Annotated in this window: 20 protein-coding genes and 1 tRNA gene; 10 read left to right on the top strand and 11 right to left on the bottom strand. The window is 55.7% G+C overall.

Going from position 1 to position 23,189, the window contains the following annotated elements; all coding sequences use genetic code 11:
* The first annotated feature begins 59 nt into the window (after positions 1 to 59).
* Positions 60 to 134 (top strand) — tRNA-Glu (locus E1297_RS14135).
* 71 nt (positions 135 to 205) lie between these two features.
* Here the strand turns inward: E1297_RS14135 and E1297_RS14130 are convergent.
* The 10 genes from E1297_RS14130 to E1297_RS14085 form a co-directional block, all read right to left on the bottom strand.
* Complete coding sequence (locus E1297_RS14130) at positions 206 to 1,906, bottom strand: Na/Pi cotransporter family protein (RefSeq protein WP_155139184.1); 1,701 nt, start codon at positions 1,904 to 1,906, stop codon at positions 206 to 208.
* A gap of 4 nt (positions 1,907 to 1,910) precedes the next feature.
* Positions 1,911 to 2,687 (bottom strand): inositol monophosphatase family protein, encoded by a 777-nt coding sequence (locus E1297_RS14125; protein WP_209015793.1) that lies wholly within the window; start codon positions 2,685 to 2,687, stop codon positions 1,911 to 1,913.
* Complete coding sequence (locus tag E1297_RS14120; RefSeq protein WP_209015792.1) at positions 2,688 to 3,470, bottom strand: DeoR/GlpR family DNA-binding transcription regulator; 783 nt, start codon at positions 3,468 to 3,470, stop codon at positions 2,688 to 2,690.
* A 133-nt stretch (positions 3,471 to 3,603) separates the two neighbouring features.
* Entirely contained in the window at positions 3,604 to 5,445 is a 1,842-nt protein-coding gene (locus E1297_RS14115; RefSeq protein WP_155139180.1) for a V-type ATP synthase subunit A, read from the bottom strand.
* Positions 5,442 to 6,134 (bottom strand): hypothetical protein, encoded by a 693-nt coding sequence (locus E1297_RS14110; RefSeq protein WP_155139178.1) that lies wholly within the window; start codon positions 6,132 to 6,134, stop codon positions 5,442 to 5,444. The genes E1297_RS14115 and E1297_RS14110 overlap by 4 nt, the downstream gene beginning before the upstream one ends.
* A gap of 1 nt (position 6,135) precedes the next feature.
* Positions 6,136 to 6,813 (bottom strand): hypothetical protein, encoded by a 678-nt coding sequence (locus E1297_RS14105; RefSeq protein ID WP_155139176.1) that lies wholly within the window; start codon positions 6,811 to 6,813, stop codon positions 6,136 to 6,138.
* Positions 6,813 to 7,256, bottom strand: a complete 444-nt coding sequence (locus tag E1297_RS14100) for an ATP synthase subunit C (RefSeq protein WP_155139174.1) — start codon at positions 7,254 to 7,256, stop codon at positions 6,813 to 6,815. Before E1297_RS14100 ends, E1297_RS14105 begins: the two co-directional genes overlap by 1 nt.
* Positions 7,253 to 9,049, bottom strand: a complete 1,797-nt coding sequence (locus tag E1297_RS14095) for a V-type ATP synthase subunit I (RefSeq protein ID WP_155139172.1) — start codon at positions 9,047 to 9,049, stop codon at positions 7,253 to 7,255. The genes E1297_RS14100 and E1297_RS14095 overlap by 4 nt, the downstream gene beginning before the upstream one ends.
* Complete coding sequence (locus E1297_RS14090; RefSeq protein ID WP_155139170.1) at positions 9,046 to 9,651, bottom strand: V-type ATP synthase subunit D; 606 nt, start codon at positions 9,649 to 9,651, stop codon at positions 9,046 to 9,048. The genes E1297_RS14095 and E1297_RS14090 overlap by 4 nt, the downstream gene beginning before the upstream one ends.
* A complete protein-coding gene (locus tag E1297_RS14085; protein WP_155139168.1) occupies positions 9,629 to 10,990 on the bottom strand; it encodes a V-type ATP synthase subunit B in 1,362 nt (453 codons plus the stop codon). The genes E1297_RS14090 and E1297_RS14085 overlap by 23 nt, the downstream gene beginning before the upstream one ends.
* Positions 10,991 to 11,269: 279 nt before the next feature.
* On the opposite strand from E1297_RS14085, the gene E1297_RS14080 reads away from it, so the two are divergent.
* The 8 genes from E1297_RS14080 to E1297_RS14045 all read left to right on the top strand — a co-directional run bounded on the left by E1297_RS14080 (position 11,270) and on the right by E1297_RS14045 (position 18,837).
* Entirely contained in the window at positions 11,270 to 13,009 is a 1,740-nt protein-coding gene (locus E1297_RS14080) for an ABC transporter substrate-binding protein (RefSeq protein ID WP_155139166.1), read from the top strand.
* 82 nt (positions 13,010 to 13,091) lie between these two features.
* Positions 13,092 to 14,141: an ABC transporter ATP-binding protein gene (locus tag E1297_RS14075; RefSeq protein WP_155139164.1), complete on the top strand. Its 1,050-nt coding sequence runs from the start codon at positions 13,092 to 13,094 to the stop codon at positions 14,139 to 14,141.
* 1 nt (position 14,142) lies between these two features.
* Positions 14,143 to 15,219, top strand: coding sequence for an ABC transporter ATP-binding protein (locus tag E1297_RS14070; RefSeq protein WP_155139162.1), 1,077 nt, complete (start codon positions 14,143 to 14,145; stop codon positions 15,217 to 15,219).
* Positions 15,216 to 16,079 (top strand): carbohydrate ABC transporter permease, encoded by an 864-nt coding sequence (locus E1297_RS14065; protein ID WP_155139160.1) that lies wholly within the window; start codon positions 15,216 to 15,218, stop codon positions 16,077 to 16,079. The genes E1297_RS14070 and E1297_RS14065 overlap by 4 nt, the downstream gene beginning before the upstream one ends.
* On the top strand, positions 16,076 to 16,873 hold the full coding sequence (locus tag E1297_RS14060) for a carbohydrate ABC transporter permease (RefSeq protein WP_155139158.1): 798 nt from the start codon (positions 16,076 to 16,078) through the stop codon (positions 16,871 to 16,873). The genes E1297_RS14065 and E1297_RS14060 overlap by 4 nt, the downstream gene beginning before the upstream one ends.
* An 8-nt stretch (positions 16,874 to 16,881) precedes the next feature.
* On the top strand, positions 16,882 to 17,289 hold the full coding sequence (locus E1297_RS14055; RefSeq protein ID WP_155139157.1) for a DUF2160 domain-containing protein: 408 nt from the start codon (positions 16,882 to 16,884) through the stop codon (positions 17,287 to 17,289).
* Positions 17,290 to 17,357: 68 nt separating this feature from the next.
* On the top strand, positions 17,358 to 17,753 hold the full coding sequence (locus tag E1297_RS14050; RefSeq protein ID WP_155139155.1) for a BlaI/MecI/CopY family transcriptional regulator: 396 nt from the start codon (positions 17,358 to 17,360) through the stop codon (positions 17,751 to 17,753).
* Positions 17,740 to 18,837 carry a M56 family metallopeptidase gene (locus tag E1297_RS14045; protein WP_155139153.1) on the top strand — a complete coding sequence of 366 codons (1,098 nt, stop codon included), beginning with the start codon at positions 17,740 to 17,742 and terminating at the stop codon, positions 18,835 to 18,837. The genes E1297_RS14050 and E1297_RS14045 overlap by 14 nt, the downstream gene beginning before the upstream one ends.
* A gap of 19 nt (positions 18,838 to 18,856) precedes the next feature.
* On the opposite strand, the gene E1297_RS14040 is transcribed toward E1297_RS14045, so the two are convergent.
* Positions 18,857 to 20,260 (bottom strand): MATE family efflux transporter, encoded by a 1,404-nt coding sequence (locus E1297_RS14040; protein ID WP_209015791.1) that lies wholly within the window; start codon positions 20,258 to 20,260, stop codon positions 18,857 to 18,859.
* A gap of 458 nt (positions 20,261 to 20,718) precedes the next feature.
* On the opposite strand from E1297_RS14040, the gene E1297_RS14035 reads away from it, so the two are divergent.
* A partial coding sequence (locus E1297_RS14035) for a hypothetical protein (protein WP_196223313.1) occupies positions 20,719 to 23,189 on the top strand: 2,471 nt, incomplete at its 3' end.

The following is a 23,189-nucleotide window of genomic DNA, read 5'->3' as shown; positions in this document are numbered from 1 at the left end:
GGAAAGAGGGGTTCGATTCCCCTACGGGCTACCACTTGTGCTTGTGATGGATACCAAATGGCCCGTTCGTCTATCGGTTAGGACGCCAGGTTTTCAACCTGGAAAGAGGGGTTCGATTCCCCTACGGGCTGCCATTTTCCCAAACAATCTCGCAGAATACGGATTTCTCCGGCGATATTGCTCGCCGGAAAAACTGTTCCTCGCCTTAGCTATCGGCGCCGTTCAGATCCTCGTCAGCCATCTGAGGCAACTCCTCGATCAGGCGGGTCTCAAGCAACTGACCGTGGCGATAAAGGATCGGGTACGCAACGGCCGAGATATGGCTGTTGAACTCGCGAAACGCCCGCAAGGTTTCCAGATGGATATCGCTGGTCTCAAAGCTCTCGGTCGTACCGTGCTGTAGTCGCCGCAGGTGCCGCTTGCGGCTGTCTCTTTCAGCTCGCTTGATCTCGCTCTTTTCCAAGCTCAGAAGGCGAGCGCTTTCGAGGTCATCGGAAATCAGAACGTTCGAAGCCAGCTTCACATTGGCCAGAATGCTCTCATGCATCTGCACCAGTTCGGACCAGCCTTCTTTTGAGAACGTGGCCCCCTTCTTACGCATTTCATCTGCCAACTGGGTAAGTCGCTTAGCCACAACGTCACCGGCTGTTTCAAGGCGGATGGCATATTCCATCATATCACGTGCGAGTTTGGCATTCTTTTTTCCAAAGCTATCGGTTGGGATCGTGGCAACAAATGCCCGAATTCCCGACAGGCATTCGTTCACATCGCCGTCCATCGCGCGCACGGCACGTATCTGATCCTTGTCACCCGACCGGTACAACTCGAGCGCAGGCCGGAACATGCCCTCAACCAGATCGCACATGCGCAGCAGCTCTCGCTTGAGGCTGGAAACGGCCTGACTGGGACTTCCGATGTTGCGAGGGTCCAACGCGCTTGCTGGGCGTGCCTGCTGAGCCAGATCTACACTGGTCGTCTGCTCTGGCAATAGACGCTCTGCCAGGGGCTGCAATCGTCCACAGATCGGCAAGGCGAGCAAAAGCAGCGATGCGTTGAACGCAAGATGCGCGCTGACCAGCATCTGCCCTCCACCGGGCGTATCCACCAGCCCCGACCGTAAGGCAAAGTTACAGGCAAATAGCACGACGATCGCCCACGTGCCGCGCAGAACGAGGTTTGTGTAGGGTATTCTTCGGGCTGGCATTTCCATACCACGGCTCAGCCAAACCGGAATGAAAGCCGACCCAAAGTTAGCGCCAAGGACAAGCGACAAACCTGCCTCGAACGGAATTGCTCCGATCTGGACAAGAGTGACACACATCAAGATCGCGGCCACCGAAGAGTGCATGACAAAAGCCAGCGCCCCGCCGACCAAAAAGGCAGTTATGTAGTCGCGGGCCAGATAGTCAGCAACGGCAGGCAGAAACGCGCTGTCGCGAATGGGATCCATCGCCTCGCGCAGAAAGCGCAGCGATATCAGGATGAAGGCGATCCCCATCAGAATGCGCCCCAATTGACGGGCTTTCTTAGCTTCTGTTTTGACGAACAGATACCCGCCCACAGCCAACAGAAGTGGAACCAGCCAGTCCATTCGGAACGACAATATCTGAATAACCAACGCCGAGCCGAGATCGCCGCCCAATACAATCGCCAGACCAACAGGAAAGCTCAGAAGTCCGCTCGCAGCAAAGCCAGACGTCAGCAACGCCACAGCGGCAGAGCTTTGAAGGACAACGGCCATTGCAATGCCCACGCCCGAAGCCTGTACATAGTTCTGCTGCCCTGTCATGACGCGCTGGAAGGACGCGCCATAGCTGCGCTCGATCCCCGTACGCACCATCCGTACCGCAAAAAGCAGCAGCATGGTGGCACCGGCCAGTTGAATCAAAAAACTTACTATTGCCATCTTCTTATCCGTGGACGAGCTGCAGCATCTGAGTATGCAGTTCCGGCGTTGCTGCCGAAATGACCTTGCCGTCTGAACTCAGATTCAAAGGCTTACCGTCCCAATCTGTCATAATGCCACCTGCAGCTTGAACCAGGGCCGAAACCGGCAGGAAGTCATAGGGTTGAAGATCGTAATCGATCACAGCATCCACATGCCCGGCTGCCAGCAAGGCGTGCGGATAGCAATCATAGGCAAAGCGGCGCGTTTGCCCCGATTGCATCAGTCGATCAAACACGATCGGATGATCACGATGAAGCTTGTCGCCTTCATTTACATACAAAATCGCTTGTTCAAGCTGGGTCTTTTCCGAGACCGAGATACTCTCGCCGTTCAGTGTTGCGCCTTGCCCCTGCACGCCAAGAAACACTTCATTCAGTGCAGGCATTGCGACGACACCCAAATCGGCAATCCCGTCAACCAGATGTCCGAGCAAGAAACCGAACAAAGGATGGCCCGACAGAAAAGAACGGGTTCCGTCGATAGGGTCGATTATCCACATCTCGCGCCGGTCGCCACCCTGAACACCGTGTTCTTCACCAACGATCCCGTGATCAGGAAAGTGCTCCTGCAGGTATTCGCGCACCTTGGCTTCGACTGCCTTGTCGGCCTGTGTCACCGGGCTTTCGTCCGCCTTGAACTCGATACCAAGGCGCCCGCGGAAATACTCGCGCGCGGTTTCTGATGCTATTTCCGACACACGCACCGCATGTGCCGCATGATCATTACGGACGAGCATCATCTATGCTCCACTTGCTTTTTGAGCTTTCACACCCCAGCCCTCTAACGCGCTGGCCAGCGCGCCTTTGGGAAATTTGTCGGATACGAGCAGGTCAACATCCCGGGGGTCCGGGCCGACATAAGGGGCTGTTTCACCAAACTTGAAATGCGCCGTTGCGACTACGACCTGATCCGCATTTTCCGCAATCATTGCAGACAGTTCAGCTTCTGCAGCGCTGCGATACATGAAGCCTTTTTCTGCCGATACGGCATCGATACTCAGCAGCACCATGTCAAAGGCATATCGCTGTGCCTGTCTATGGGCGACGTATCCAAAGGTTCCACGCTCATCGCTCTGTAATTCACCACCTAACAGATGCACACGGTTGCCGTTGGTTCCCGCCAGCGTCTGGCCAATACCGATGGAATTGCTGACGATTGTCAGATTTCCGATCTGTCTCAACTCCTCGGCCACAAAAGCCGTTGTCGAACCGACATCCAGAAAGATGGTCATTCCGCTTTGCACCAGCTTCGCAACTTGAACCGCAATTTGCCGTTTTTCATCCGAATGTTGCGATATTCTGCTGAAGAAACTGGGATCCCCCTGTGTTCCCGCCAGATACGCACCACCATGGACGCGCTCGACAGCGCCCGTTTTGGACAGGGATTTGATGGTACGCCGGACCGTCTCTTCGGACACATCAAGGGTCTTTGCCAGCTCTGAATTTCTGGCTGTACCGCCAAGTCGCCGCAGGACATCCAGCAGCTCCAATTCTCGGTGTGTATGAGGTGCGCGATTTTTCACAGGCGGCTCCAAATTCCCAAATATCCCCACATAAGGGCACATAATATGGTCAACAACAACCCATATCCCGTGATTCAGGCATATCGCTGCCTGATCATCGCGCTGTTACCACACGTTTGGTGAATTTTTGGCTTCAGATGCCGAATTTTTCGCGGCAGAGTTCTTCGACCTGGGTCCAGATAGACTTGAACTCCGGCGTGTTTTCAGCAGCATAGTGGAAATTCTTCATCAAGCCTGTCAGCTGAGTAAAGACCTGACGCACCTCGGCCTTGTCCGCAAACCCGGCCTTTGACTGAGTAACGTCATAGACAAGCTTGAAGGTCTGTTTCTGTCTCTCAAGCGGGACAGTGGCATCTACTTTATCAAAGGCGTCTTGCTGCAGATAAACCATATCTACAAACAGGGCTTTTTGTTGCGTCACGAAGTCCTCAATCGTGACACCCTCTTCGCCCGTGACCTGCATCATTTGGTCGACCTGCTCACCCTTTTCGATGAGTGACAGCAAGTCCCGCACCTTTCCGGTCCAGCCCGGTTCGGCATTTTTGTCATACCAGTCAGAAAGCTGATCCAGATAGCGTGACCAGCTGAGCATCGGGTCCACTGCCGGGTAGAAACGTTTGTAGGCGCGCTCGGATGACAATCCGAGGAAACATTTGACTGTGGACAACGTCGACTGGGTGACAGGTTCATCAAAGTTACCACCTGCAGGTGAAACTGTCCCGATCAGGGTCAGACTGCCCAGATCCCCGTCATTCGTCTTCAACGCTCCGGCCCGCTCGTACAGTCCTTTGATCGAGCTCTCCAGATAGGCCGGAAACCCCTCCTCGCCCGGGATCTCCTCAAGCTTGCCAGAAGTTTCGCGCATCGCCTGTGCCCACCGGCTGGTGCTGTCAGCAATCAAAAGCACGTCATAACCCATCTGGCGGTAATACTCGCCAAGTGTAATCCCAGTGAAGATCGAAGCTTCACGTGCCGCCACCGGCATGGACGACGTGTTACAGATGATGATTGTCCGGTCCATCAGGCTGCCACCAGATGTCGGGTCGGTCATCTTGGGAAACTCGGATATGGTTTCGACCACTTCGCCCGCGCGCTCACCGCAGGCCACCACGATCACGATATCCACTTTGGCATTTCGCGCGATCAGGTTCTGAAGAACGGTCTTCCCCGCCCCAAAAGGCCCGGGGATACAGGCCGTCCCACCGCGTGCAATAGGGAAGAACGTATCAATCAGCCTCTGCGACGTCAGGACGGGCTCGGTTGGGTACAGCCTCTCTGATAAAGTGCGTTTCAGGATGTTCTCTGGCAGCGCCCGCCGAACCGGCCACTTCTGCGAAAGGGTGAGAGTGTGTTCCCCGCCCTGCTCGTCCTCTAAGCGGGCGACGATGTCATGGATCGTGGCCGCGCCCTTTTGCACCCAGACCACTTTGTACTCACCTGCCCAATTGAACGGCAGCATGATCTTGTGGTTGAAACGACCCTCGGGAACTGTCCCGATACTGTCTCCGGCATTAACCGTATCACCAACCTTCACGGATGGCGTAAACGACCATTTCGCCTGATCATCCAGTGGGGCAACATCTGCACCACGCGGCAAGAAGGTTCCGAATTCGGCGGCAACTTTGGGTAAAGGAGACTGCAACCCATCGAACACCTGCCCCAGCAGGCCCGGCCCCAGCTCAACCGAAAGCAATTGACCAGACTGCTCAACCTGATCGCCGACCGCTACACCATCCGTACTCTCGTAAACCTGCACATCCGCAGTATCGCCGCGCACCCGCAACACTTCGGCCTTGAGACGTTCCTGACGGCCACCGGGGCCTGCACGTGTTGGAAGGATGAACACGACCTCGTTCTTGACCAACTGTCCTGGCTGGCCCGAAGCATCCTTGTTGGCTTGAATCTGCACAAGGCCTTCCTGCACAGAAACAACGCGCGCGGTTGCGGTCTGGGTCGATGAGGTTGGGGCTGTCATGCGCTTACTCCCTCAAAATCAATATCAGTGACATTGGCCATCGCCTGTTGTGCCAGTGCCTCAAATCTCTTTGCCGCGTCTTCGGCATTACTTTGGGACCAGCGATCGAATATGTTCCAGATCAACACGTAGATCGCGACCGCTTCGAAATCGAAGAAATGGCGGGCGGCGTGCCGTTTGAGCTGTTTTTGACTGACCGACAGAAGCAGCCTTTCCAGACCAAGTGGATCATCGCTTTCCAGCAACTGATGCGCCTCTTTCACCCAAGGCATGGGTGTTTCCAATCGAAACCCCGGATCGCTCCAGTTCGCAGGAATATGCCGACTCCAGCGGCCCATTCCGAATGCGCCGGAAGGTGCCCCCTCACCCCGTTTACGCAGACGCATCGCAGCGATCACGGTACGCATTTCGATCCGTTCCATGAACAGCTTACGCAGTGTCGGCTGCGGGACCTCTTTGAGCGCCTGCTTGCAACGCCCTATGGCCTGCGCATCCGTAACGTCCATGTCATAGGCGCTCCAACTCAGCGCGTTCTCCAGCACCTGCAACACACGCGCATCTTCAGGCTTCAAAGCCTTCAGGCGACGCTCCAGCCTAAGACGTGACAACGGCGGCTGTTTAGCAATGAACAAACGCTCGGAACCCGGCAGGCTGCAAATCAGCGAGATATAGGCGTCGGGGTTTGACATCTCAGCGGATCACGCCTTCCAGCACTGCACGGAACCTCGGCTGCAGATGCTCCATCAACAATGAGGCTACTGCTTTGTCTGTCAGATCGAGCACAACACCCTGATCTTCGGCCCGAACGCGAATTCCCTCCTGCGTATCATCAGAAGCGTGCAGTTCTACGTTTTCCCGTAACATTTTGGCGGTCAGACCCAACACGTACTTGGTCAGCTTGCCCGACTGAATATCATCTGCGTTTTGCTTGATATCTTCCTGTGTCGCGACCTTGGCTGGCAGAATGACCTGAACCTTGCCATCCAGATTTGCGCCCTCCGCTGCTCGCCCGACGACTTCGAGGATCATCTGCTTCAGCAACTCCGGATCAGCCATGTCTTTGGTGACCAGCCGTTCGACATCTTCTTTGAAACGATCGGTCAAACCAGCCTTCATTGTCAGAACTGCATCTCGCATGGCCGTGTTCAGAGCTTCTTCGCCTGCCGCGCGATAATTGTCAGAATCTGACCGTGCCTTTTTCATGTAATCTTCGGCTTCGCGCTTGGCGTCTGCCACGATGCGGGCCGCCTCAGCCTTGGCATCCGACCGCAGTTTTTCCGCCTCGGCCTGACCAGCCGCGACCCCATCATTGCGCAACTTGTCAATCAGGGCGTCGACACCATGAGAGATTGTGCCATCCTGTGCCATCAGCTGATCCCCGCGCTGATCACCAGAGCGAAGACAAACGCAAACACTCCGAACCCTTCGATGATCGCTGCCGGGGCAAGTGCGAGACCAAAGATCTCGGGTTTCTCTTTGGTCGCATTGATCGCAGCCGCACAGGCGCGCCCTTGCCAGATGCCGCAATACATCAGTGCGATTCCCGACAGGATCCCGATCCCAAACAAACCGCCCGCGTTTTCGGGCGTTACGTCCCTGTTCAGCGTGAACATGATGACAATGCCATAGATCACCATCGTCGACGGAAAGGCCGAGACGCCAACAAACCGGCCATATCCCCCATCGGTTTCGGTCATCGCGCCAATACTGGCTTGTCCCGCGATGGCACAACCAATGGCACTTGCCGCAGCGCCCAGCGCCATCGGCGCGTAGATGCCCAGCCAACCCAATGTGACAACAAGCTCATTCATTCCTGAACCTCCTTGCGGGCAAACGGACGAAAGATAGTACCCTCATCCGGCAGACCCCATTTAAAGAATTCGATGTAATTGAGACGTAGCCCGTGAACGACGCCACTCATGATCGCGAGGGCGAAGTTGAGAACGTGGCCGATGATCAGGATCAGCAACCCGAACAAGATACCCGGCCCTTTGAGTGAATGCATCACCGATACGGCCAGATCGTTGAACGTGATCGCCAAAGAAGCCGACGCAAGGCCCAGCGCAAAGAGACGCATGTAGCTCAGTACATCGCCAAATGCACCCATAGCACCTGCCAGGCTTTGCAAGCCTTCGATCAGACGCCACACCCAATCCGTTGGCTTTTTGATCACGCGTTCGCTTGAGAACAGAACGATGGCAATCACACCCACGCACAGGATCGCTGCACCAGGATTTGGAGATTGGCCTTTCATATAGCTAAGCCAGAGGACAAAACCGCCGATCAAAGCAGCAATCCAGCCCAGATTAGCGACCGCCTTTCGTTGCCCCCATGCCGCACGGGCCGCCAGCGCATTGGCCAGGATCAGATGCAACACTCCAACGACGATCGAAACCATCATCATCGCACTGAAGTTATTGATATCCAGAACCTTTAGCTTGGCCCAGATCGAACCCGCATCGGGGGACGCCCCAAAGTAGCTGCCGACCATCACCCCATACAGAATGGTTGCGCCTGATATAACAAGCCCATAGCGACGCCAGGATCTCAGAGATACCGTTGAGCCCATCCGCTTCCAGAAGAACAGCAGGCCAAGCAGGATAACGACCCCATAGCCGGCATCAGCGATAATCATCGCAAAAAAGATGGCAAACGAGGCTGATACGATCACACTCGGATCCCAATCCTGATAGCCCGGCACCTGATAAAACAGTGCCAGATCGACGGCAGCTGCGCGTTTGTCAGGTTGCTCCAGCAATGTTGGCGGGGTGTCGTCCGAAGTCGGCTCTTCGATCAGAACTGCCGATTTATTGGCACTCGCCATATCCAGAACAGCATCAACGCGATCTTCGGGAACCCAGCCCTGCAACGCGAACATTGCCTCTTCATCGCGAACCTTTTGAGTGGCATGGGCCAGCTCAGCAGCACTTTCTGCCACCGAAAGATTGCGCCGCATCAATGTCAGGTATCGGGTCTGAGCAACTCGCTCAGCCTCCAGAGCTTCCAGAGCTATCTCTGCCTCTTCCAGTTGCGCTTCCAGTTCGTGGATCGGCAATGATCCCACATGCGTACGTGGTATGGGCAGGATGTCGTCATCGGGCTCATCCGGTGAGATCAGGACAGCGTAAAGAAACCTGTGATCCTCATGCAGTACAGCCCAGGGAAGTTCGACACCGGACAGTGCGTCGCGGTGTTTCTGCGGCAACTGATAGAACCACAACCGATTACCGGCCAACACATCCGTTGGCGGAAAGTCCAAATCACCCCAAGGACGCACCTGAGCGATACGATGCGCCAGAAAATCCCGACGATCCATCATATCGCGGCTTCGCTGCATCAGGTCTCGTACGTCCTTGACGAATGCATCCATTTCAAAGTCGGGATCACGTTGTATTTGACGCCTCGGATCTGAAACCTCGGCCAGGAAACGCAGCGCCTTGTAGGCTTCTCTTGCGCCGCGCTCGCTAATCTTCTCGGGTTCGTTGGGTGGCGGTGCAAGGGGCAGCACATGCATGCAGCCAAGGTCCTGCAGTGCCTCAAGCGTTGCTGTCTTGTGCGCAGCGGGCCCGACCAATGACAGCTTTTTGAGCCGGGCAACCGTCATGTCAAAGCCTCCTGCGCATGTTTGCGCTTGGAAATCTTGGACCGAACCACAGCCTGCATCTGTTCGTCACTCAGATAGATGCGGATTTTCTTAATATTTGCCTTTGCGCGCGGGATCAGAACCTTTTCAAACAGATTGACCCGCTGCGTGATTGTCGCCACCGCCTTATCGAATATTCTAACTCGTTCCTTAGCCACTTTGACCCGCAACCGGGCCTCGATCATATCGTGCAGCAGGCTTGCAGTCGTATCCACCCAATACGGTTTGGCCAGCGTTGAATATGGGCGCACTACGACCTCGATCCGGTCGAGATCAGGCATCTTGACCCCTACTACGTTGACCTCTTTGACCTGGTAATCCTTGAGTTCAACCAACCCGTCCAGATCGATGCCACGCTGGGCTAACATAGGCAGCTTTTCCCCGACCTGTCGGGCCAGTTCCTGAACTTCATCCTGTAACTTACGAACGTTTTCCCGTGCCTTTACACGTTCTGCCATCAACTGCTGGCGTTTCAGATCCAGCGACGGCAGGAACCGTTCATAGCTTTTCAGCTGCGTCTGCTCGCGTGCAAGCGACGATTTATTCAGCTGCAACCGCGCCATTGGCATCCTTCGGGAAATACTTGTCGATCAGGGATTGCTTCATCAGCAACTGTTCTGGTGCGAAACACTCGGCCAGAGTTTTCCAGCCCAGATCCAGGGCCTCCTCCAATGGGATGGAAACGTTAATATCCATGAACCTGGTCCGAAACAGATCGCCGAATTTCAGCAACTGGTGGTCATAGTCAGACAGATCAAACGCCATTGCCTGTTTTTGCGCGGCATCACGGCTCTCTGAGTAGAACCGGATCATCGTGTTCATGATCTGCCCGTGATCTTCGCGTGTGGTCTTGCCAATCACATTCTGCTTTAGGCGCGAAAGGCTGCCAAATGGATCAATCACGCCAGAGTGCAAATAAAACTGGCCCTCGGTTATGTAGCCCGTGTTGTCAGGTACAGGATGGGTCACATCATTTCCGGGCATCGTCGTAACTGTCAGCACAGTTACCGATCCGCCCTTGGCATAATCGCAGGCCTTCTCGTACCGACGCGCAAGCTGGGAATAAAGGTCACCCATGTAGCCACGCTGGGAAGGCACACGTTCCTGACTGATCCCGACTTCTTTCATCGCGTCGGCATAAGCGGTCATATCGGTCATCAGAACCAGAACACGCTTACCCTCTTCCACCGCGAATTTCTCGGCCACCGCCAGCGCCATATCGGGCACCAACAGGCGTTCAACCAAGGGGTCCATTGCCTGATTCACGAACATCACGGTTCTGGAAAACACACCTGCATCCTCAAACGAGGTCCGAAACGTGTGGTAGTCGTCAAAGATCAGACCAAGCCCGCCAAACACAACGATATCCGCATCCGCCTGAATACCGATTCGGCTCAGAAACGCGTTGAACGGCTCGCCTGAGACCGAAAAAATCGGAATCTTCTGGCTCTCGACCAACGTGTTGAACACATCGATCATCGGCACATCGGTTCGGATCATCTTGTTGGGCACGGCCCGTTCGGCTGGGTTTACTGTCGGTCCACCGATATCGATCCGAGGCTCTGCAGAAAGATCAGGTCCGCCATCGATCGCAACGCCAGCGCCATCAAAAACACGCCCCAATATGTTTGCGGAATACGGTGTCTGCATCGGGTGACCAAGAAACGATGCCGTCGCCTCGGTCGAGATCCCCTTGGTCCCCGAGAAGACCTGCAGGGTCACAACGTCCCTATCAATGAAAATGACCTGAGCCAGGGTCTTTCGCCCATCAATGGTCTCGATCACGGCCAGATCATTGAACCGAACTTCCGAGTCGGCCGAGCCGTCGACGGGTACGCGAACCTTGATGGTATCGCCGACAATTTCCAAAACGCGAGTGTACTTCAACAGACTTTGGGACATATCTTATCCTCATTAGTCCAAACGAATTTTTGCGAAATTAGCGCAGTGAAAACCCTTGATTATTCTGCTTAATTTCACGCTCAGCTTACAACGAATTCAATTATAAGCAAGCGAAGATGGTTTGCCATGTTCGGGGGCCTTCAAACCATGAGCAGGCTAGGCAAAGGCGCTCCAAAATTCATTTACTAAATTTTTAGTTTGACAGATGCGCAACAAATCGCTGATGCTGCCCGCCATCCGGTCCCCACCGGGTAACCATAATTTTTTGGGAGGAAACAGATGCGGAGACATCTACTTTCCGCAGTGGCGGCGGCTGCCGTCATTGCGGGGCACGGTTCTGCTTGGGCCGACGAAGCCGCAGCACAACGTTGGATCGACGACGAATTCCAGCCATCGACCCTGTCGAAAGACGAACAGATGTCGGAAATGCAGTGGTTCATCGAAGCTGCACAACCCTACGCTGGCATGGAAATCAACGTCCTGTCCGAGGGCATTCCGACCCACTCTTACGAATCCGAGGTTCTGACCAAGGCGTTCGAGGAAATCACCGGCATCAAGGTCAACCACCAGATCCTTGGCGAAGGCGAAGTGGTTCAGGCCGTACAGACTCAGATGCAAACGGGCCGGAACCTGTATGACGGTTACGTCAACGACAGCGACCTCATCGGCACCCACTCGCGTCTGCAGCTGGCTTACCCGCTGACCGACATGATGGAAGGCGACTGGGCGGCAACAACTTCGCCGACGCTGGACCTGAATGACTTCATGGGCATTCAGTTCACGACCGGTCCGGACGGTAAACTGTACCAGCTGCCCGATCAGCAATTCGCGAACCTCTACTGGTTCCGTAAAGACTGGTTTGACGACGAGGCCAACAAAGCCGCGTTCAAAGAGAAGTACGGCTATGACCTGGGTGTTCCGGTCAACTGGTCGGCCTACGAGGACATCGCCGAGTTCTTCACAAATGACGTGAAAGAAGTCGATGGCGTGGCGATCTACGGCCACATGGACTACGGCAAGCGCGCGCCCGACCTTGGCTGGCGTATGACCGACGCCTGGTTGTCGATGGCTGGTGCCGGCGACAAGGGTGAGCCAAACGGTGTACCCGTCGATGAATGGGGCATCCGCATGGAAGCGGGCACCTGTAACCCCGTTGGTGCGTCCGTATCACGCGGTGGTGCTGCAAACGGCCCAGCCGCGGTCTACGCGATCCGCAAATGGGACGAATGGCTGCGTAACTATGCTCCTCCGGGTGCGGCATCCTATGACTTCTATCAGTCGCTGCCAGCGCTCAGCCAGGGCAACGTGGCCCAGCAGATCTTCTGGTACACCGCCTTTACCGCGGACATGGTGAAGCCGAAGTCCGAAGGCAACAACACCGTGGACGACGAAGGCACGCCGCTTTGGCGGATGGCGCCTAGCCCGCATGGCCCCTATTGGGAGGAAGGCCAGAAGGTTGGTTATCAGGACGTGGGTTCCTGGACCTTCCTGAAGTCGACCCCCGAGGATCGTGCTCAGGCAGCTTGGCTTTACGCCCAGTTCGTGACCTCCAAGACTGTCGATGTGAAGAAGTCCCATGTGGGCCTGACCTTCATCCGCGACAGTTCTGTCAACCACGAGTCGTTCACCGAACGCGCACCCAAGTTGGGTGGTCTGGTCGAGTTCTACCGCTCGCCTGACCGTGTGGCATGGTCCCCGACCGGCATCAACGTGCCGGACTATCCGAAGCTGGCCCAAATCTGGTGGCAGCAGATCGGTGATGTGAACTCGGGTGCCTTTACACCGCAAGAGGCAATGGACCGTCTGGCTGAAGAGATGGACATCACCATGGCCCGTATGCAGGCCGCGGATGAAAGCGCCGGTGTCTACGGTGGCTGTGGCCCGCGCCTGAACGACCCGCAGGACCCTGCCTTCTGGCTGGAAAAAGCGGGCTCGCCCAAGGCCAAGCTGGAGAACGAAAAGCCGCAAGGCCAGACCGTCAACTATGACGAATTGGTTCAGCGCTGGCAGTCTCAGTAAGCCAATGAAACCCGGGGGTGCCGCATCAGGCACCCCCACCTCAAGACCAGTGCACCGCACTGAAGGACCGGAACCCACGGACATGATCGAACTTCAAGACGCGACCAAAAGGGTCGGCAACGTCATCCATATCAAGCCCACAAACCTGACCCTTCAAACAGGCCACTTCAACGTGCTGCTGGGCGCGACGGGCTCGGGCAAGACCTCTCTGATCAAGATGATGGCCGGACTGGACCCGATCGCCTCGGGCAAGGTCCTGATGGATGGGCAGGACGTCACACGGCTGAATACGCAAAAGCGGAAAATCAGCCTCGTGCACCAGTTCTTCGTGAACTACCCACATATGACTGTATTCGACAATATCGCCTCGCCGCTGCGCGTGGCAGGCATGGCGCAATCCGAGATCGAAGGCCGCGTCGAAGAGGCCGCCGATCTGCTTCAACTGCGCCCGATGCTGCACCGCCGCCCACATGAATTGTCGGGTGGACAACAGCAACGCACCGCTCTGGCGCGTGCCATTGCAAAAGAGAGCCGCGCCGTCTTCCTAGACGAGCCGTTGGCCAACCTCGACTATAAACTGCGTGAAGAATTGCGCGAGCAGCTGCCCGATCTATTCGCAGGTCGTGGTGCTGTGGTGGTTTATGCCACATCGGAGCCCGAAGAAGCACTGCTACTGGGTGGATACACGGCCCTGATGGAAGATGGCCGCGTGACCCAATTCGGGCCGACCGCTGACATCTATCGCAACCCTGAGAACATCGCCGCCGCGCGGGTCTTTTCGGATCCGCCGATCAATGTCGCGCGCATCACCGTTTCTGGTGCTCAGGCGCAATTGGCTGGTGGAGGTGGCTGGGCTGTCACAGACATGGCCGACGGAGATTACATGGTCGCTGTACGACCCCATCGAGTGACCCCGTTTCGCTCTTCCGATGATGATGTGGAGCTTACCGGCCGTGTGATTGTGACCGAACTGTCCGGCTCGGATTCAAGCGCGCATTTCCAACATGGCGATGATGCGTGGGTATCGCTCGCCACAGGTGTGCATCCGTATCAGGTTGGCGAAGATCACAGCTTCTACATGAACCCGGCCCACTGCCGGTATTTCGGCCAAGACGGCAAAAGGGTGGCCTGACATGGCACAGATCAAGCTTTCAAACCTGCGACACAGCTACATGCCTGCGCCGAAAGGCCCGGAAGATTATGCACTGAAGGAAATCGACGTGACTTGGCGCGATGGCGGTGCCTATGCTCTGCTGGGCCCTTCGGGCTGCGGCAAGTCCACGTTGCTGAACATTATCTCGGGTCTTTTGACGCCGTCCGAAGGACAGATCCTGTTTGACGATCGTGACGTAACCGCCCTGCCCCCCGACCAGCGCAACATCGCGCAGGTGTTCCAGTTCCCGGTGATCTACGACACGATGACCGTGGGCGAAAACCTTGCTTTCCCGCTAAAAAACCGGGGGGTTGACCCGGCCACAATCAAGCGTCGCGTCGATGAGATCGCCGAAATGCTGGACGTCACGGATATGCTGGGCACGCGCGCATCGGGTCTGAGTCCGGATAACAAACAGAAGATCTCGATGGGTCGCGGTCTGGTGCGAGATGACGTGAACGCGGTGATGTTCGATGAACCCCTGACCGTGATCGACCCGCATCTGAAATGGAAACTCCGCTCCAAACTGAAAGAGCTGCACCAACGCGTCAAAGCGACAATGATCTACGTGACCCACGACCAGACCGAAGCCCTGACCTTCGCGGATGAGGTCGTGGTGATGCAGGAGGGCGAAGTGGTACAGATCGGCACCCCGGTCGAACTGTTCGAACGCCCTCAGCACACATTCGTCGGCCACTTCATCGGCTCGCCCGGCATGAACGTTCTGCCCTGTGAGGCGAAAGGTGACCGCGCCGTGTTCGAAGGTCACGAGGTTATGCTGGAAGGCCCGACCAACGGCGACGGAGGTCGCACCGACCTGGGTATTCGCCCAGAATACGTGGGCTTTGGCGATGCAGGCATCCCGGCGCACGTGACTAAAGTTTCAGACATCGGTCGCCACTATGTGGTCAGCGCCATGGTCGGCAACACCGCCCTAAAGGCCGTGACCGAACACAGCGTGCCCGAGCCCGGATCACAGGTCTTCCTTCAATTCAAACCTGAACAATCCCGCGTCTACCGCGACGGCTGGATCGCAACCGAGGAGCGGGCGCAATGAGAACAGAAAACCAAAAAGCATGGTTCTTTGTCCTGCCGGTGCTGGCGCTGGTCGCGTTCAACGCGCTGGTGCCGATGATGACGGTGGTGAATTACTCGGTTCAGGAAACCTTCGGCAACAACCAGTTCTTCTGGGAAGGTCTGGGCTGGTTCGAACAGATCCTGCGATCCGACCGCTTCCAAGCCGCGCTGGGTCGGCAATTCCTGTTCACCTTCCTGATCCTGATCATTGAGGTGCCACTTGGTATCATCGTGGCCCTGTCGATGCCGCGCAAAGGTTTCTGGGTGCCTGTCTGTCTGGTCCTGATGGCCCTGCCGATGCTGATCCCGTGGAACGTGGTCGGCTCGATGTGGAATATCTTCACCCTGCCCCAGATCGGTCTTCTGGGATACTTTCTGAATGACGTTCTGGGCATCAACTATGACATGACACAACAGCCGCTGTCGGCCTGGATCACAGTCGTCGTGATGGATGTCTGGCACTGGACTTCGCTGGTGGTGCTGCTTTGCTACGCGGGTCTCGTCTCGATCCCTGACGCCTACTATCAGGCGGCCAAGATCGACGGTGCCAGTCCGTGGTCGGTGTTCCGATACATTCAGCTGCCCAAGATGAAGACCGTCCTGACCATCGCCGTACTTCTGCGGTTCATGGACAGTTTCAACATCTATACCGAGCCCTTCGTTCTGACCGGCGGCGGCCCCGGCAACTCAACCACCCTGCTGTCGATCGACCTTGTGAAGATCGCACTGGGACAGTTCGACCTTGGCCCTGCGGCCGCGATGAGCCTGATCTATTTCGCCATCACGCTGCTGGTCTCATGGCTCTTCTACACTCTGATGACAAAGGATGACGCGCAATGAAGAAGCGGTCCATCATCCCGATCCTCTATATCGCGTTCCTGATGTTGCCAATCTATTGGCTGGTTGCGATGTCCTTCAAGACCACGAATGAGATCCTGTCGGGCTTTTCCCTGTTTCCCCAGACCTTTACGCTGGAGAATTATATCACGATCTTCACTGATCCAACGTGGTACTGGGGCTACATCAACTCGATCACCTATGTGACTCTGAACACTGTACTTTCGGTCTGTGTTGCCTTGCCTGCGGCCTATGCGTTTTCGCGCTATCGGTTTCTGGGTGACAAGCAGCTGTTCTTCTGGCTGCTGACCAACCGGATGGCCCCTGCCGCAGTCTTCGCCTTGCCGTTCTTCCAGCTCTATTCGTCGATCCACCTGTTCGACACCTATCTGGCCGTGGCACTGGCGCACACCCTATTCAACGTGCCGCTGGCAGTGTGGATCCTGGAAGGTTTTATGCGTGGCATTCCGAAGGAACTGGATGAGACGGCCTATGTCGACGGCTATTCCTTCCCGCGTTTCTTCGTGACCATCTTCCTGCCCAATATCAAAGCGGGCGTTGGCGTCGCGGCGTTCTTCTGCTTCATGTTCTCTTGGGTGGAAATGCTGCTGGCCAAGACCCTGACGGCGGTCGAGGCGAAACCCATCGCCGCTGTGATGACCCGTACAGCTTCCAGTGCGGGATACGAACTGGGCCTGCTGGCTGCCGCAGGAACCCTGACCATCATCCCCGGTGCCATCGTCATCTGGTTTGTCCGCAACTACATCGCGCGCGGTTTCGCGATGGGACGTGTGTGAGGTTCGATATGCGTAAACTTCTTCTCGCCCTCTCCTTTATTGCCCCATCGACAGCCTTCGCTCAGGCCAAGGCCGGTTGGGGGAATGTCGGCCAACAAGAGGAAAAAGGGTTCTCTTGGACTGATCCTCTGTGGCCTGATTTCTGGATGGCTTGGACACCCGCAACTCTGGCCGTCTTCGTGGGCATCTTTTCCGCCATCGCCCTGATCGGAGTGCTCGAGGTAGTAAAATTCCGGGACGGGCTGGAACGTCGTGGTGTTCTGGGCCTAACGACAACTCTTGGCGACCGGTTGTTCATCACACTGCTTGGCTCGGCCTATATCTTCCTCGCCTGGCTCGGGTTGGTGGGACAACCGGTCTGGACGCCGCTTTTCCTGTCGATTGGATGGGGCGTTTTCGTGTTCTGGAAAGTTTAGGCTTTGCGTAAAGGCAAAAGGATGCTTGTCTGGCAGGCACACTAGGTAAAATGGCGACACCGAGATCAATGCGAAAAAGAAAGACGGGAAATCTTCTGACCGAGGTTGAACTTGAGTTCATGAACGAACTCTGGGTCCTCGGGCAAGGCTCGGTACGTGATGTCCTGGATCGTCTGCCGCCAGAGCGCAATTTGGCCTATACATCCGGTGCAACCATCCTGCGGATTCTCGACGAAAAAGGCTTTGTCGAGAGCCGTAAGGACGGCAAGACGCTGATTTACAGGCCGCTTCTGGAAAAAGACAGGTATCAGGCAAGATCGCTTCAGAACCTATCTCGCACATTGTTTGACGACACACCCGCGACCTTGGTCGCGCGACTGGTCGATGATGCGGGGCTTAGTGAAGCCGATTTGGAGGAAATTCGGGCACTGGTAGAGAGGAGACTGCAAAATGACAGCGGTTAAACCGGTTCTCGATGCGTATCTCGAATTGAACATAGTTCTGGCTATGTCGGCTGTAATCTGGCTGGCTGCGCGGGCAGCTTTGTCACGCACTGCGCTGGGCCATAGCTATATTGTGCAACTGCGTGCGCTCAAGGCGCTATGTGTATGTGTGTTACTCAGTCCACTGTTGGCATTGGGTGCCACTTTAGTTGCCGGCCAGATCTGGCCGGGTCAGGCTGTTGCCTTTGGGGACATCGCTGTAGCTGCCTATCTGCGCGGCGATATCGCCATGCCGGCAACGCAGTTCGAAACACTGCTGAATACACGCCAGCGCTGGATTGAAATGATCTTATCCGGAGAGTACCGCCTGCTGACTGCGCTTATTGTGAGTGCCGTATTGCTCTCTGCCGTATTTGCCTTTCGGGCCTTCCGTGATGCGTTGGCAATCCGGCACACTGTCCGAACCAGCTTTCTGTGGCGGCGTTCTGCCAAAGTAGACATTCGTCTTTCAGATCGCATCAGCGTGCCTTTTGCAGTTCGTGGATTGCGCCGACGCCATGTTGTTCTGCCAAGCCATCTTCTGGACACGCCACGCGACTTGCGGTTTGCCCTCGCTCACGAGTTGCAGCACGTTCGCGCACATGACGTCGAATGGGAGTTGGGCTTTGAACTGCTGCGTCCGCTACTATTCTGGAACCCGGCCTACCTGATCCTGAAGTATCAGTTCAGCCGACTGCGTGAGCTGGCCTGCGATCAGTCAGTCGTCACCCGCAAGGGTATCGATACACGCGACTACACAGCGTGTTTGCTGGATTACTGCGCCCGAACCGTGTCGCGCGGCAGCCCCCGTGTTTTGAATGTAGCACTGGTTTCGGGCGGAAAAGCAAAGCGCGTGCTGCGACAGCGGGTCATCGCGTTGGCTGATGCACCGTCAGCCCAATCTCATCTGCCAATGGCCTTTCTTGGACTGACGCTGGTTTTTGCGTTGCTTCTTGCGTTGGGTTCAGCCTCGATCAGGCAAACGCAGGACTGGAGTCATGATCGGCTGATGCTGTCGACCGTCGTCAATCTGGAACGTTTGGAAGCACGCAACCAGGGGAACTAATCGGCCAGCCAGTTCAGGCTCACCAGCCGCGACGCCCGAACAACGAATGCAGTCGGTTCTGCTCGGTAAATGGCTCGACCTCGGTTGGCCGTGAAAGGTTCGAGACTACGCGTCCCACCAGATACCAACCAATCCCGGCGAAGATCACGCCTCCAAAGGCCTGCCCCAACAAAACTCCGGATGCCCCGCCCAGATACGAGCCAATTACGACAAAGATCCATGTCCCGACAGTATGACGCCCCCAATTTATCCACGTGGAATAGATGGGGTGGCCCAGATTGTTGAAACTGGCGTTGGTGACAAAAATGACCCCGTTAAAAAACGCAGCCAGCGCCAGCGGTCCGCAGAACAGATAGATCAGTTTCCGCGTTTCGCCCTGAGCCTCGAACAAATCCGCGATTGGGGCGCGTAGCAGAAACAGAACCGCTGCCATGATCAACACATATATCCCGGTGAACTGAACCCCGGCGTAAAAGGCAGACCGGACCCGGTCATACCGTCCTGCGCCAAAGTTCTGCCCTATGATCGGGCCAATAGCCCCGGACAACGCAAAAATGACCGAAAAAGCGACGGGCAGCAGCCTGCCGATCACCGCCATACCTGCAACCGCATCTGTCCCATAGCTGGCGATTTCCCGAACCACGATCGCATTTCCAATCGGTGTTGCGATATTTGTTAGGATAGCAGGGAAGGCAATTGCGCGAACCGCACCAAAGTCGTCAAACACCTGACGAGGTGATGGTCGTGCAAAGCCATTGTGAACCTTCAAGGCAGGCAACAACGCTGCTCCCAGCATCGTGATTCTCGCCAATACTGAGGCAATGGCAGCACCATCCAGTCCAAGTCCAACCGCAAAAATCAGCACCGGATCAAGAACGGCGTTTACAATGCCACCATATATCGTTGCCATCATGGATCGACGAGCGTCACCATGCGCACGCAATACAGCCATGCTGGTCATGGCGGCGGCCATAACCCACATAGTTGGCAGAATGATCGAAACATAGCGGGACGCCAGTCGCAGAACCTCTCCCTCTGCACCAAGTAACGACAATAAGAATTCGACGTTCATCATCACCAGCGCTGAGAGCACCAAGCCAACTACGATACCCAGGATCGCGACGCTGGACCCGTAGTTTCGCGCCTGTTCAGGCCGCCCTGCCCCCAGTTCGCGCGCAACTAAAGCTCCGGCCGCGATGGACAGGCCGATATTGACCGCATTGGTAAAGAACAAAAGCGTACCAGCATAACCGACTGCCGCTGCAAGCGCGTCGTTACCCAACATCGAGATGAAAACCATATCAACGAAGTCCACGGCAAAGATCGCCATCAGTCCGATGCTGGTGGTCAACGACATTCTTACGACATGCCGCATTAGGCTGCCGTTTAGAAATACAGCGTGGTTTTCAGATTGGGTTGCCATTCTTGAGATGATTCCTCACTGCCCTGCTCGCAAGCACTCTGCAGAGGTTAACTTACCAACAGCAAGAGGTGCGACAGCTTCTTAGACGCTGTTTGCCATCCAGATCGGATTCATTGCGACCACATTGCCTGCCGAAGAGAGCCATGTCATGTCACATGCCTCGCCCAAAAGTACAATCCGACGAAGTACATACTGATGACAGGAAATCTGTCTGAACAGATTGGCTCAGGTTTAAAGACGTCGGATCTATCTTATCTCAGCACCCTTAGTTCGCTCATGCTATGATGGCATTTTCTGCTGCTTCACAGTGGCAGAAACCTATCTCAATGAGTTCCTGCAATACTTACTCAGAGGACGTTTTGGCACATGAACGGGCGTCCCTGCATGCGGCCCAGATTCGACTTTTTGGCCAATTTGTGAGATGCTTACCTTGCCGTTTTTGTTTGGGGTGTGGGGGTATGTTCCAGCTTCGGCTGTATTGGGTATTGGTTTTTATTCTAGTGTTTGGCAATTGGGCGCCTGTTGTTTTTGCGCAAGGTACCGAAAAGCCTGCAATTAATTCTGAAGGCTCGAAGCAGACAGCCGCCTCGCTTCGACAAATCCTTGCGCTGCTAGAAGAAGAAATCGACCGGGCGCAGTCAACCAGAGACAACTTACTCGAAGACATCACCAAAGCCGAAGATGATCTGACCGCGCTGCACGCCCAGATTGCGGAAGTCGATTCTGAGAGGTTGAACCATGCCTCGCGGATCGCCGAGCTGGAAGAAGCCCGAACCCTGCTGACAACTGAGAACGAGGCAAGCGAGGCCGCGATCGTGGCTCGGCAGGCAGAGCTTGTGGATCTTGAGACCAGCAAACAAGAAGCCAGCGTCAGGCTGGCGGAACTCAACGTTCAAATCGAAACCGCTGCAGCAGAGATCGGTAACATTGAGCAACTGAAACTGGAGATGCGCGACGTCAAGAGCAAGATGGAAGCGGACCAGATGCTGGCCGATCAATTGACAGCAGATGTTGACGAGTTGACGAGAAGCCAGCTTCAGGTCAGCGCCGAAGTGGATGCTCTGAACGAGACACTGATCGGGACCAAAGCCAGCCTGGAAACAGTCTCAACTGAACTTTCCCATGAACAAGGCAATCTGGAAACTTTGAGGGCAGCCGTAAGCGAGACGCAGGCGAAGCTTGAGGCGGACCGATCAGGCCTGTCAAAACTCCAGAAAGAAATCGTCGACGTCACGGCAGAACTCAAGCGCGTTCAGGACGCGGTTCAGTCGCGCAAACAAGAGAAAGAAGCGCTGGAGAGACAGATCGTCAGTCGCAACAAAGAATATGAAAGCTTGGCTCAGCAAATCGAACAGACGCGCGCTGAAACAAATGATATCGAAGCAACCTCCCAAAAACTGACTCAACTGGCGCAACAGCGCCGCTCTGCTGAAGAAGACCTGAGCGATCTTATGCAGGAACTGGCAGCGACACAGGCTGAGTTCGAACAAACTGATGCTGCGCTGACAGAGCTGGCCGATCGCCGTGACACGATGTCCATCGAGCTTGCAACGCTTTCTGCCGTACGTTCGCGCGCTGAACTGGCTGCCCGTGCCGCAGAAGAAGGAAAGGCAGCTGCAGAATCCGAGCTGACAAAGCTGCAAACCAAGCTTGTTTCTTTGCAGGTGGAAATCACGAACCCCGGACGGGAACGTGCTGATCAAAAAGTTGTCGCAGAGGAAATTGTGCAAGCACGCGCGACGCTTGAGGATTTGCAAACTGAAATCGCGAATGGGCAGTCTCAGCATTCCAAAGCACAGTCAGCTCTTGCAGAGTTGCAATCCCAGGCTTCATCTTCGCGAAGTGAGCTTTCCCAGAACGAGGCAAGGCTTAGCGAACTGACCTCCGAATTGCAGACGCTAGCTGACCAACTGCAGGAAGACGAGAAAACGAAAGCAGATCTGACTGCATCACTGGATGATTTGCGTAAAGAGCGAGATCGACTGGATGATGATATCGCCAGTTCCGGCGAAGAACTGTCTCAGTCCCGGCAAACAATCACCCAAGCCAACGCTACCCTTACAGAGTTGAAGACTGAAACAGAGGCTGTGACCAAAAAGCGTGACCAAATGGTCGCCTCACTTCAGCAGACCAGCGAAGGGGTTTCGGCGGCGAAAGAGGAGTTGGATTCGCTTTTGGGTGAACTTGAATCCCGGCGCACAGAGCTCAGCCAGCTAAATACGGAAGTAGCACAAGCAAATGATCAAACCGCCGCGACCGACACCGCATCGCAATCTCTGGAAGAGATCAACACTCAGCTTGCCGACGCCAAATCCGAACTGAGTGAGATACAGCAAGAACTCGCGCTTGCCCGTGAGGAACTGAACCGGCTGATCGCAGAAGCGAGCGAAGCCGAAGCACGGCGCGATGCAGCGGCGACTCAAGTTTCCGAACTCGAGGAGGAACGAGCAAAAGCTACACAGGAAGTCGAGAACGCTCGGGCACAGCACTTGGACAATCAGGCTGTTCTTTCGGAATCGGAAACGAATGCAGCCAACGCTCGGGCCGAACTTGATTCATTGCGACAACAGGCAGCGGCCTATCGTGACGAGCTTGCAAATCTGGCCGCCAGTCTGGAAGAACTGGAACGTCGTGCTGTCGAAGCGGATTCCAGATTTTCTTCGCTGACCGATGAACCGCAGGAGGATTTGACCTCGCCAGCTGCAGTCGATGCAGCGACCGGTTCCCTGCCCGTTCCAAACGTAGGACAATCTACTGATGCCATTCGCGCCATACTGATCGGCGCTCCTGGGCTGAGCGATCTGCCGATAGAAACACTTGAAAGCCTTATTGCCGATCTTGCCAGCGGATCATGTGCTGTTGATGCACTGGAAGCCGCTACCGGTGAGATCAACCGGCAAACCCTGTTGCATTTGGTCCGGTCCGGAGA

The organism is Roseibium sp. RKSG952 (assembly GCF_009711355.1).
Note: the sequence above shows the minus strand (reverse complement) of the source record. Positions and strands in the feature narration are given on the sequence as shown.